At 34.7% G+C, this 12,565-nt stretch carries 9 protein-coding genes; 4 read left to right on the top strand and 5 right to left on the bottom strand.

All coding sequences use genetic code 11. The annotated features are described in order from the left end of the window. The first annotated feature begins 71 nt into the window (after positions 1-71). Positions 72-242 (top strand): hypothetical protein, encoded by a 171-nt coding sequence (locus tag MODO_RS19435; protein ID WP_006257794.1) that lies wholly within the window; start codon positions 72-74, stop codon positions 240-242. A 28-nt stretch (positions 243-270) separates the two neighbouring features. After that, positions 271-444, top strand: a complete 174-nt coding sequence (locus tag MODO_RS19430) for a hypothetical protein (protein ID WP_006257795.1) — start codon at positions 271-273, stop codon at positions 442-444. Between the two features lie 10 nt (positions 445-454). Here MODO_RS19430 and MODO_RS03340 read toward each other — a convergent pair whose 3' ends face one another. Together MODO_RS03340 and MODO_RS03335 are read right to left on the bottom strand one after the other, a co-directional pair. Beyond that, complete coding sequence (locus tag MODO_RS03340) at positions 455-652, bottom strand: PLDc N-terminal domain-containing protein (protein ID WP_006257796.1); 198 nt, start codon at positions 650-652, stop codon at positions 455-457. Between the two features lie 111 nt (positions 653-763). Further along, positions 764-1,717, bottom strand: coding sequence for an NAD-dependent epimerase/dehydratase family protein (locus MODO_RS03335; RefSeq protein WP_006257797.1), 954 nt, complete (start codon positions 1,715-1,717; stop codon positions 764-766). Positions 1,718-1,882: 165 nt separating this feature from the next. On the opposite strand from MODO_RS03335, the gene MODO_RS03330 reads away from it, so the two are divergent. Further along, positions 1,883-2,482: a hypothetical protein gene (locus tag MODO_RS03330; protein WP_006257798.1), complete on the top strand. Its 600-nt coding sequence runs from the start codon at positions 1,883-1,885 to the stop codon at positions 2,480-2,482. Positions 2,483-2,485: 3 nt separating this feature from the next. Beyond that, a complete protein-coding gene (gene mfd / locus MODO_RS03325) occupies positions 2,486-5,848 on the top strand; it encodes a transcription-repair coupling factor (protein ID WP_006257799.1) in 3,363 nt (1,120 codons plus the stop codon). A gap of 205 nt (positions 5,849-6,053) precedes the next feature. Here the strand turns inward: mfd and MODO_RS03320 are convergent, their stop codons facing one another. The 3 genes from MODO_RS03320 to MODO_RS03310 all read right to left on the bottom strand — a co-directional run bounded on the left by MODO_RS03320 (position 6,054) and on the right by MODO_RS03310 (position 12,556). Beyond that, on the bottom strand, positions 6,054-8,978 hold the full coding sequence (locus MODO_RS03320; protein WP_006257800.1) for a M16 family metallopeptidase: 2,925 nt from the start codon (positions 8,976-8,978) through the stop codon (positions 6,054-6,056). A 142-nt stretch (positions 8,979-9,120) separates the two neighbouring features. Then, entirely contained in the window at positions 9,121-10,770 is a 1,650-nt protein-coding gene (gene pafA / locus MODO_RS03315; RefSeq protein ID WP_006257801.1) for an alkaline phosphatase PafA, read from the bottom strand. 241 nt (positions 10,771-11,011) lie between these two features. Then, complete coding sequence (locus MODO_RS03310) at positions 11,012-12,556, bottom strand: RagB/SusD family nutrient uptake outer membrane protein (RefSeq protein WP_006257802.1); 1,545 nt, start codon at positions 12,554-12,556, stop codon at positions 11,012-11,014. Positions 12,557-12,565 lie beyond the last annotated feature (9 nt).

The following is a 12,565-nucleotide window of genomic DNA, read 5'->3' as shown; positions in this document are numbered from 1 at the left end:
TAAGCAACGAGATAAAATTTGACAACTCAGTTAAAATAGCTAAATTAGTATCATCCTAAAATGAAATGACTATGAGTAGAAATCAACTAATTTTTCTAATCGGCATCGCATTATTTGCCCTGTCATTTATCTTATTTTACTTAAATGTAATAGGCGCGCAGTTAGCTTACTTTGTGCTTCTGATATCTTTTGTTATGATCATTAGCCCATTAGTGATCTATCTATTTAATAAGTTAAACTAAAGTTTTACTTTTGTCAAAAAAAACAAAGATGGATAAAAATGTAAAGTTATTGCTCCTAGGGGCTTTCCTTTTTATAATCACTATAGTACTTCGTTCTATGACAGCTATCAGTAGTAGCGTTATCCTAGCATTAGCTATAATATCGCTAGTCATCGTAGTAGTACCACTGTATAAACTAGTCTTTAAAAAACTACGCAAATAAAAAAGCCAGCTTATAGCTGGCTTACTTTTTTATCTCTATTTCCTACTAACAGATAGGCTATAGCGCCTAATACTGGAGCGAATATAATAATGAGGCACCATATCACCTTATAATTATATTCTAACGTTGATCTTCCTACTTTATACAAGCTATAAATTATTAGCCCAATAAGTGAAAGTAAGAAAAACTGCCAAACATAAAGAATCATTTTATTATTATGTAGTTTAGTTATATATCACAAAGAACTTTTCTTTCTATACGAAAAGCTAAAGTACAAAAAAAGCCAGCTATAAGCTGGCTCTTCAGAATATTTAAAGTTCTATTTCTTTAATTCTCTTGTCAAGTTTTCTAACATTACTTCTGTCATAGAAGATAAGTCATACTTATGATTCCATCCCCAGTCTTGCTGTGCAGAAGTATCATCTATACTAGCTGGCCAGCTGTCAGCGATAGCCTGTCTAAAGTCTGGATTATACTCTATCGTAAAGTCAGGGATATGCTTCGCAATCTCAGCTGCTATCTCTTCTGGCGTGAATGAGATACCACCTAAGTTATAAGAAGAGCGAATCTTCACATCTTCTTTCTTCGCTTGCATAATACCTACAGTCGCATTCAGTGCGTCTTCCATATACATCATCGGAAGAGCTGACCCCTCAGATAAGAAACAGTTATAGTGCTTATCCTCGATAGCCTTATAGAAAATATCTACTGCGTAATCTGTAGTACCACCACCTGGAGGTGTAGTCCAAGAGATTAACCCTGGGTAACGGATACTGCGTACGTCTACTCCAAATTTGTTATAGTAGTACTCACACCAGCGCTCTCCTGTCTGCTTAGAAATACCATATACTGTACTTGGCTCCATCACAGTGTACTGAGGTGTCTTATGTCTAGGTGTAGTAGGTCCAAAAACAGCTATTGATGATGGCCAGAATATCTTTTTAATTTTACCTTCTTTAGCAAGGTTTAATACGTGGAACAACGAGTTCATATTTAAGTCCCAAGCAAAAGCTGGGTTTTTCTCTGCAGTCGCTGATAACAATGCTGCCATTAAATATACTTCCTCTACTTGATGTTTTTCTATCACTGCCGCAACAGCGTCAAACTCCATAGCATTTAATGTCTCGAAAGGTCCAGAACTCATAAGAGCTTCATTTCCTTCTCTAATATCAGAAGCGATCACATTCTCACTTCCATAAACATCTCTTAATTTAAGCGTTAGCTCAGAACCTATCTGTCCGCAAGCTCCGATTATAAGAATTTTGGTTCCCATTGTTTGTGTATTTAAAAAGTACACAAATATAGTTTAAGTCCTATTACAAATCAATTTTCACCACCAAGATTCCCATAACTTTATAACTTATATAACAATCTGACAATCTATGTGGTATAAAATAGCTTAGAACTTTGTAAATTTGACCTCTAAATCATAAGAACAATGAAAAGCAATTTATATATACTTCTACCTCTTTTATTCTTCGTATCTATCGTATCATTCTCGTGTAAAGACGAAGAGAAGTTCGTGAAAGAACAAGAATTAAAAATAGCACAACACAATGACAGTGTGTATGACTATCTAACGAAGAACTGGAATCTACGTGTTCCGGCTGCTTCAGCAGAGTTAGACGTTATCCTAAAAGATTGGAAACCTTGGCAAGAGTTTGCACAAGAGGTAAAGTTAAAACCTGTGTCTACTATAGGGGCTTTTCAGAAGAGTGCTAATAGAATAACAGAATTACTACAAAGCCTTACTTACCAACAATATCCTAAGGAGCTAGACTTGCCAGACATCAAAGCTAGAATGGCACTTCTACAAACTTCTCTAAACAACTTAAATATGTTCTTAGAAGTGACTCCGATAAGTATAGAAAAGTTAGATCAAAATCTAAAGCATACCAACACTGCGCTAAGACTACTTCTAGCTCAGATGGATGAAAATATTGTCAAAGCAAAATTACCACAAGAAGAAGGTGAAGCTGAGATGCTAGAGGCTATTAACGAAGAAAGAAGGGCTAACCCAACACCAGAAAACGAATAGAGCATGGATATTAAACAACGCTTTCAAGAGTCTTCAAAAACAAAACAACTCCTCCAAGACCTACAATCTAGAGGTAATAAAATATATCTAAAAGGATTAATAGGCTCGGCTATCTCATTTCAGATAGAAGCCTTATTCCGAGAAGCTGATGCTCCTTTTTTATTAATATTCAATGATAAAGAAGAGGCTGCTTATTACCTAAATGATTTAGAAACACTAGTCAATAAAACCGATGTTCTCTTCTACCCAGGTTCTTATAGAAGACCGTATCAGATAGAAGAGACAGATAATGCTAATGTACTACTACGTGCAGAGGTATTGAATAGAATTAGTTCTCGTAAAAAGCCTGCTATCATTGTTTCGTATACAGAGGCTATCTTCGAAAAAGTGGTTACTAAAAAGGTATTAGAAAAGAATACACTTAAAGTACATCAAGGAGATAAACTCTCTATAGACTACATCAATGAGGTATTGTTTGAATACAATTTTAAACGAGTTGATTTCGTAGCTGAGCCGGGAGAGTTCTCTGTAAGAGGAGGAATTATAGATGTATTCTCTTTCTCTAATGACACCCCGTACCGTATAGAGTTCTTCGGAGACGAAATAGATAGTATCCGTACCTTCGACGTAGAAACGCAGTTATCTGTAGATAAACAAAAGAAAATCACTATCATTCCCAACGTAGAGAACAAGTTCTCTGCAGAGGTAAGAGAGAGTTTCTTAGACTATATCTCTGAGAAGACTATTGTACTAACGCAGCATACTGCTATGACAGTAGAACAGCTAGACCGTCAGTTCGATAGAGCTGTAGATACCTTCTCTAAACTTAATAAAGATTTAAAGCACAAGGAACCAAAAGATATGTTCTTAGACGGACAATCTTTCTTACATAAGCTAGAGCTATTTACGCTACTGGAGCTGAATGATACCAAACTGATGGATGTCAATAAGACCGTTGAGTTTCACATCAAACCTCAGCCTTCGTTTAACAAACAGTTTGACTTACTGGCTCGTAACCTGAATGACAATACAGACAATGGGTTCTATAACTACCTATTCTGCTCTAATGAGAATCAGGCTAAGCGCTTCAAAGATATATTTGAGTCTCTTAAAGAAGATGATAATCACAAAGTAGTACAATCATTCAAGACAATCGTGATGCCAATCTTCGAAGGATTTATCGATGAGGAGAAGCAAATCGTCTGCTATACTGACCACCAAATCTTCGAACGCTATCACAAGTTTAGTATCAAGAATGGGTATACTAAGAAGCAAACGATCACACTAAAAGAGCTAAACTCTCTTTCGGTAGGTGATTATGTAACACATATAGATCATGGTATCGGTAAGTTCGGAGGGTTACAAAAAATACAAGTAGAAGGAAAAACACAAGAGGCTATCAAGCTAGTATATGCTGATAATGATATCGTCTATGTAAGTATTCACTCTCTACACAAAATATCAAAATACAATGGTAAAGACGGGGCTGTACCTAAGATCCATAAATTAGGTTCGGCTGCATGGAAAACCTTGAAGAATAAAACAAAGGCTCGTGTTAAGCACATTGCCTTTAACCTTATTCAACTATATGCAAAACGCCGTTTGCAGAAAGGATTCCAATGTGCTCCTGATAGCTATTTACAGCATGAGCTAGAGAGTTCGTTTATCTATGAAGACACTCCAGATCAGCTAAAAGCGACACAAGAGGTAAAGGCGGATATGGAACAAGAAAGACCAATGGATCGCTTGGTATGTGGGGATGTAGGTTTTGGAAAAACTGAAGTAGCTATTAGAGCTGCCTTTAAAATGGTTGATAATGGCAAACAAGTCGCAATACTAGTCCCTACGACTATCCTAGCCTTTCAACATTATCAGACATTCACAGAGCGTCTGAAGGATATGCCTGTACGTGTGTCTTATATCAATAGATTTAGAACTGCTAAACAAAAAGCAGAAATACTAAAAGACCTAGAAGCTGGTAAAATAGACATCCTTATCGGTACACATCAGTTAGTGAATAAAGGCATTGTGTTTAAAGATCTAGGATTATTAATTATAGATGAAGAACAAAAGTTCGGAGTAGCTGTAAAAGATAAGTTGAAAACGATATCAGAGAATGTAGATACACTTACACTTACTGCTACACCTATTCCACGTACACTACAGTTCTCTCTGATGGCTGCACGTGACTTATCTGTGATAAGTACTCCTCCACCGAATAGATATCCTATCGAAACAAATGTAGTAGGATTTAATGAAGAGGTGATTAGAGATGCTGTGTCTTATGAAATAGAAAGAGGTGGTCAAGTGTACTTCATCAATAATCGTATAGAGAATATTAGAGAAGTAGCGGGTATGATACAACGTCTAGTACCTGATGCTAAAGTAGGTATCGGCCATGGTCAGATGGATGGTAAAAAGTTAGAAGAACTGATGCTCGCGTTTATGAATGGGGAGTTCGATGTACTCGTTGCTACTACCATTATCGAGAGTGGATTAGATGTTCCTAATGCCAATACAATACTGATTAATAATGCAAACAACTTCGGGCTATCTGACTTACATCAGATGAGAGGTCGTGTAGGACGAAGTAATAAAAAAGCGTTCTGTTACTTCATCTGTCCTCCTTATTCTGCTATGACAGAAGAAGCGAGAAAGAGAATACAGGCACTAGAGCAGTTTAGTGACCTGGGGAGTGGTCTAAACATCGCTATGAAAGACTTAGAGATCAGAGGGGCAGGTGATATCTTAGGAGGTGAACAGAGTGGTTTCATCAATGAAATAGGATTCGAAACGTATCAAAAGATCATGCAAGAGGCTATCGAAGAGCTTAAGGCAAACGAGTTTAAAGACCTATACGAAGAAGAGAATAAAGAAGAGAACAAGGTATTCGTAAAAGATACTCAGATAGATACTGACTTCGAGATATTGTTCCCTGATGAGTATATCAATAATATCACAGAGCGACTAAACCTGTATAACGAACTGAGCTTAATAACGAATGAAGAAGTCTTGCAGCAGTATGAACAGCGATTAATAGACCGATTCGGTGCACTGCCACGTCAGGCTATTGCTTTATTAAATAGCTTGCGAATCAAATGGCATGCTGCTAATATGGGAATAGAAAAGATCGTGATGAAACAAGGAAAGATGATTTGTTACTTCTTAGGGGATCAACAGTCAGACTTCTATCAATCTGCCAAATTTAGAAAGGTATTAATCTTCATACAACACCGTTCTAATATCTGTGAGATGAAAGAGAAGCAGACAAAGAATGGACTGAGATTATTGCTAACATTCAAAAATATAAAGTCTATCAAACAAGGGTTAGAATACATTGAACTTTTAGATTCAGCTGAAGCTTAACATAAACTTATAACGCCTGATATTGTATTAATATCAGGCGTTTCTATATAGTCTATCATCAAAACTTAAATAGAGACATTTACAGCCATTAATCTTATTCTGATATAATAAGTTACTATACATAGCTAATTCTCTCTATAATAAAAGAAAAAGGAGCTTTGCACTATATGCAAAGCTCCTTTAGTATATAATTTAAAACTTACTATTAATAACCGAATAAGTCTTCTAGGCTAAGTTCTTTTACTTTACCCATTTTCTTCACAGCTTCCCAGTCTAAGTTCTCTTTCTTACCTAATAATCCTACGTTGAAAGTTTTTCCTTTTACGTATTTATCGAAGTAGTTAACTAGATCAGTCATCTGCATATTCTGTACTTGAGAGTAGATATCTTTATTAATATCATAGTCAATACCTTTCTCTTTTAAGCTTAACCAGTAAGAGAATATCTGTGCTTTAGTATAACGCTGTGTAGCGATATTCTTAAGAACAGTATTTTTAGCATTTTGGAATTGGCTTTCTCCTTGAGGCATAGCATTCATTAATTCCATCATTGCTTCTACTGCTTGTGGTAATTTATTCGCTTGTGTACCTACATAAGCCATTACATAGTTATGTTTGTCAGCTTTTGCAGCATTCATATAGTATGCATAAGCTGAATATGCTAATGATTTAGACTCACGAATTTCTTGGAATACCACTGAAGCCATTCCTCCTCCAAAGTAGTTATTAAATACAGAGCTAGTCGCTAATAAGTCTTTATTAAACTTACCTTCTCTTGCTCTATACGTAATCTCTGCCTGAACCATATCATAAGGAGCAAAGTACAATGTTCCGTCAGTAGCTGGTTCTGGATATACTTTAGCAACAGGTATTTTTTTACCTTTTCCTAAGTTATGATGCTCTACGATTGCTTTCTTCGCTGTTTCCTTATCATTACCATAGTAGAAAACATCATTATTGTAATCGAAGAAGTTATGAATTAATCCAACTAATTCTGTTGGTTTAATAGTCTTTAATTCATTCTCACTTAAGATATCTTTAAAACGGCTTAACTCTCCATTAGAAACGATATAGCTATTCAATGCTCTTTGGATTCCTCCTTTACTTGATTTAGCATCTAAACGTCCTTTTAAGATCTGATCAACCATATTAGCATAAGCAGTATCATCAGCCTTAGCATCTGTTACTAAATGCTCTAATAATTTGATACCTGCAGGGATGTTTTCTTTCAATCCTTTTACAGTGATATAAGTCTTATCTGTACCTGTACTAATACCATAAGAAATACCTAACTTATAGAACTCTTTCTTAATATCAGCAGCAGAATACTTACTAGTACCTAAATAATCTAAGTACCCAATAGCTAATGATAACTTATTATCATTATCAGAACCTACTTCTGTAATATAAGTTACAGTTGCTAGATCATTTGTAGTATTCTTAATAGAATATAATTGACTATTCGTTTTACCAATCTTCTCTTTTTGAATAGCGCTATTGAAATCAACAAACACAGGAGCTATTTCTTTAACTTCTATTCCTTTTAGACGTTTATAGAATTCTGATTCACTATCTCTATTGATATCAATAGGTGTAATACCTGGGTTTTCTACACGTACTAAGTCTTTATTCTCTCCTTGACGTTTATAGATAACAACATAGTTGTCTTTATAATTTGCGTTCACGAAGTCGATTAACTCTTGTTTAGTCACCTTAGACATACGCTCTAAATCAGAAACAGCTTGTTCCCACGTACGCCCATGAATAAATGCTTGGTACATTTCTGTAGCCATTGCATCATTACTTTCTAAAGCCTCCATAGAGTTCTTACGGAATTCATTGACAACTGCGTTTAACAACCACTCATCAAACTCTCCTTTTTTAAGTTTCTCTATTTGAGCTAATAATAGATCCTTAACTTCTTCTACAGTCTGTCCTTCATTAGGCATACCTGTCAATTGGTGTACAGAGTAGTCCTTCATTACCATAGGTGAACTAGACGCATACAATGCTTTTTGTTGCTGATTTACATCTAAATCTATAATACCTGCCTGACCATTGCTTAACAACATATCGATCAAGTTAAGATAAATAGCATCTTTCGTCTTAACTCCTCCTAAACGGAAACCTATTTCTACACGCTCTGCTTGTGGGCTATAGATGTCCTTAACTTGTATCTTAGTTAAAGGCGCCTCTTGAGCGATATATTCTTTAGGTTGATTTGCTTTTTTCATTGAACCAAAGTAAGCGTTAACTAACTTAATTGTAGGTTCAAACTCTAAATCACCAACTAATACAACAGCTATATTATTTGGTACATAGTATTCATTAAAGTAATTATTAATAGCTACCATAGAAGGGTTCTTCAAGTGATCTGAAGTACCTATCGTAGTCTGAGTTCCGTAGTGTGTAGTTGGGAATAATAACTTCATCATTGCTTCATGTGAAGCCCAATAATCATTATCCTGTCCTCTATTAAACTCTTCATATACTGCTTCTAACTCTGTGTGGAATAGACGCAATACTAGTTCTGAGAAACGCTCACTCTCTATCAATAAGAATTTCTCTAACTCATTAGAAGGAATTACGTTCTTATAAACTGTCTCATCAAACCAAGTATGCGCATTAGTTCCTGTAGCTCCGATAGAAGCCACAGCTTTATCATACTCATTTGCAACAGCGTACTGAGATGCAATTTTAGAGATTTCATCTATTTTTTTATAAATAGCTTTCTTTTTCTCTACGTCTTTTTCGACTTTATGTTGCTCATATAAATCAGAGATTTGTTTAATTAACTCTTGTTCTTTAGCCCAGTTTACAGTACCTAATTTAGAAGTTCCTTTAAACACCATATGCTCTAAATAGTGAGCTAGTCCTGTACTATCTTCTGGATCGTTATTAGATCCTGTACGAACAGGAATATACGTCTGTATACGTGGTTCATCATGGTTCTGAGCTAAATATACTTTTAGTCCATTTCCTAAAGTATACACTCTTGCTTTAGCTGGGTCATTCTCTACGTATTCGTAAGTAAATCCATTAGCGTCTTTTGTAGTAACAGTTTTATACTGTGCATGCATTGAAGCACTTACAGAGAAAATAAAACCGAACAGTAAATACCTTTTTTTCATTTGTCGGTGTTTTTGTGTCTATCTTCCAAAGCTATAAAATAAATTTCACACTCTTTTATTAAAATTCAATCTAAATTACAAACACAAAAAAAGGTCAGTTGTAATATTACAACTGACCTTTATATTTACTCTAATAATATGCTTATTTTACATCTACTGCTTCGTGAATAGGTGTACCTATATTCCCATTAGGAGCTTCTATTTTTAAGATCTCTGCAATAGTTGGTGCTATATCAGTCATATGAGTCTCGCGGATAGTCTTACCTGGCTTAACTCCCCATCCCATAAATACAGCTGGTATATGAGCATCATAAGACCCCCAAGTTCCATGTGTTGTTCCTTTAGCATCTTTTCTTCCACTATACCATTGTGGTTCTAAGATATACTGAATCACTCCACTTCTCTTAATATTATATCCATTCACTATTCGCTCACGTATCTTAGTAGGGATAGCTGCTATAGCTGCTTTATCCATATCTGTAACAAAAGCAATACCTTCTATTTTCTTTAGCTCCTTAACGATAAACTCTCGGATATCATCTTCTTCTAAGTCTTTCTCTTGTACCAAAGCGTTATTTAAGTGAACTTGGTAGTTCGTTAAGCTCTTGATGATTTCTTTCTCACCGAACTTTTTCTCTAACTTTTCGTTCAATACTTTTTTTGCTTCAGCTGTATTAAAATAACCTGAGTTACCTTTTTGATCAGCAAAATACTTAGGATTATGTGCTGCTCCGTGGTCTGCTGTTAAAAAGAAAGTATAATTTCCTTTACCAACTTTCTTATCTAAATAAGTTAAGAACTCAGCTAAATCAGCATCTAGTCTTAAATATGTATCCTCTACTTCAATCGAATTAATAGCAAATTGATGTCCTACATAATCCGTAGACGATAAACTTACAGCTAAGAAATCTGTAACTCCAGCAGGATTAGCTCCTAATGCTTCACTATCAATTGCTACTTTAGCAAAGTCAAGAGTTAGAGAATTTCCAAATGGTGTAGCTTTAATTAAGTCATACCCATTGTCTTTCTTTAGTTTAACTAAATCACGTGGGAATACAGGTTTATCTTCTCCTTTAAAAGGTTCTTCATATACATTATCATCAGCAGTACTTAGTACATACGTATCTATAGGATACAAAGTATTCCATCCTTTTTTGAAATATTTATCTGCTAACTTCTCTTTATTAAATGACTTCACCCATTTAGGTAAATCATTCATATAAAAAGTACTTGTAATCCAGTCACCTGATGCCCCATCTAACCAATAAGCAGCGTTAGCAAAATGACCAGCAGGCAATATACCTCCTCTGTCTTTTATGGCGATTCCCACTACTTTTGATTGGAAGTTAGTAGCTAGTTTTAACTGATCTGTCACAGTAGACACTAATAAATTCTTAGGTGATTGTTTTCCTACTTTACCTACACCTCCTACTGCTTCTACACTATCATCTTGAGTACAGTACATACTCTCACCTGTTGCTTGAATGATAAAATCATTACCCGCTATTCCATGTACAGCAGGTACACTTCCTGTATAAATAGTACTATGCCCGATAGCAGTATAAGTTGGGATATAGTCTATAAGTGTATTCTCACTTGAAAATCCCTCGTTTAATAAGCGTTTAAATCCATTATCTGAATAGCGATCGTAGTATTTATAAAGGTAGTCCCATCTCATCTGGTCTACCACTACGCCTACTACTAACTTTGGTTTTGGTAATGTTTCACCAGCTAAGGCAGAAAGTGAAAACATACAGCCTACTGCTGCAAATAAGGTTGTTTTAAATTTCATTTATTTAAGATTAGTTTTGTTTAATAAGGTCTCTGTCTACAAATCTATTAAACTAAGAGACTTTACAAGCATTTAATAGACAAAAAACTTCAATATTAACATTTAAAATATCTAATTCAAAAGTAAACTTACTCCTTAATTCCAAGATTAAGAGAGTGTTATTATTTTGAATTATTTAAAACAATAAAGGCCATTCATAAATTTGAATGGCCTTTAAGCTAACTATTTTATAAAATGATGATTATATGTTCGGATTATAATCTGATTCTTTTTGAGGAGTTCTCCAAGTCCATTTATTGTTAGCTGATGGTAATATAGTTATTCCAGAAGCCACATTATAATTCCCTCCTTCTTTAACTGTCTTACGAGAAATCGGTAAGTTCCATCTTTTATAATCGAACCAATCAAATCCTTCTCCCCATAACTCTATACCTCTATATTTAACGATTTCATTGAACAGTTCTTTTCCTGTTTTATTACAAGTATAACTAGCATCTCTACCCGTGCTCCTAGTTAATTCCTCAAGTAACTTAGAAGCTTCTCCATCTCTGCCTAAAAAATGTAAAGCTTCAGCTTCAATAAAATACATTTCTGAAGAACGGAAATGATTTAAATGTCCAACACCTATCATCTCATTTGCAGCTATTTTAAACTGCATAAATGCAGCTACCTTAGCATTAGTTTGTAGCTTTGGAAACTTTGTTCTAGTTTCCACATCAATAAGAGATTTTGCATCTGCCTCTCCTGTTGTTGCGTTATAAGTAGCAGCATCATATCCTGTTGGGTCTAAAAATAATTGTCTACGTATATCTGTAGTTGGAATACTTTCATAGAATTCCTTACTTATACGTGTTGGTCTTGTACGAACAATAGATGATGAACTATTATAAGCAATATATGCTTGATATGAATAATAATGTAAAGTCTCGTCTAAAGCTCCATAACTACTCCAAATCCATTCAGATGTTGGAGTAGCAAAACCTCCTTTATAATCAGCTTCACTCATCAGTTTATAACCTTTCTTAGCTAAAGTAGCTTCTCTTAATGCCACATTATAATCTTGCTTTACTAATGCAGCTCTAGCATAAACAGCATGTGACACATTTGCATCGATTAAATAATTTGTATTCCCTCTTTTATAATTACTTTCATTAAACAACTGAATCGCTTCATCTAAATCCTTATATACTTGTGCGTAAACATCATTTTGCGAAGATAAAGGCATCTCTTTTGGATCGTCTGGGGTTAATCTCAATATTAAACATTTATGTTCACCATTATTAGAATCTTGCCAACGATTCCCATATAATTGAAGTAACATGGTATAAGAATATGCTCTATAAGTAAGCGCCTGCGCTTTCAAATACTTCTTTTCATTCACAGGTCCTTCTGCACCATCAACATTTGCTATAATAGCATTTGCATTGGTAATCAATAAATAATAATAATGCCATGGATAATAAGTATAAGTACTTGCACTATTATCAAAGAGTAATCCATTCATTAGAGAAGACACTGATGTTTGATCACGCCTAAAATTATTTCCTGTATATTCTCCATAAAATAACTTTATAGTACCTTCTCCATTATACCCTTGCTCACCTATATGTTGAGTTGTCATAATTCTTGCTAAACCATTTACTGCCATTTCAACATTTTTAGTAGTCTTAAAAGCTGTATTAGGAGAAGTAGAGTTTGTTGGATATGTATCTAAATAATCATCACTACAAGAACCCAAAGTTAATACTGCTGACAGTAAAATGTATTTTATATATTTAATTTTCATCTTTCTAAA

The sequence above is a fragment of the Myroides odoratimimus genome (assembly GCF_001485415.1).
Lineage (GTDB): Bacteria > Bacteroidota > Bacteroidia > Flavobacteriales > Flavobacteriaceae > Flavobacterium > Flavobacterium odoratimimum.
The sequence above is the reverse complement of the archived record's forward strand: the minus strand, read 5'-3'. Positions and strand labels throughout refer to the sequence as shown.

Bases quoted from the DNA above. Each gene is read 5' to 3' on its own strand.
- MODO_RS19435 (WP_006257794.1), top strand. From the start codon at position 72: ATGAGTAGAAATCAACTAATTTTTCTAATCGGCATCGCATTATTTGCC.
- MODO_RS19430 (WP_006257795.1), top strand. From the start codon at position 271: ATGGATAAAAATGTAAAGTTATTGCTCCTAGGGGCTTTCCTTTTTATA.
- MODO_RS03340 (WP_006257796.1), bottom strand. From the start codon at position 652: ATGATTCTTTATGTTTGGCAGTTTTTCTTACTTTCACTTATTGGGCTA.
- MODO_RS03335 (WP_006257797.1), bottom strand. From the start codon at position 1,717: ATGGGAACCAAAATTCTTATAATCGGAGCTTGCGGACAGATAGGTTCT.
- MODO_RS03330 (WP_006257798.1), top strand. From the start codon at position 1,883: ATGAAAAGCAATTTATATATACTTCTACCTCTTTTATTCTTCGTATCT.
- mfd (WP_006257799.1), top strand. From the start codon at position 2,486: ATGGATATTAAACAACGCTTTCAAGAGTCTTCAAAAACAAAACAACTC.
- MODO_RS03320 (WP_006257800.1), bottom strand. From the start codon at position 8,978: ATGAAAAAAAGGTATTTACTGTTCGGTTTTATTTTCTCTGTAAGTGCT.
- pafA (WP_006257801.1), bottom strand. From the start codon at position 10,770: ATGAAATTTAAAACAACCTTATTTGCAGCAGTAGGCTGTATGTTTTCA.
- MODO_RS03310 (WP_006257802.1), bottom strand. From the start codon at position 12,556: ATGAAAATTAAATATATAAAATACATTTTACTGTCAGCAGTATTAACT.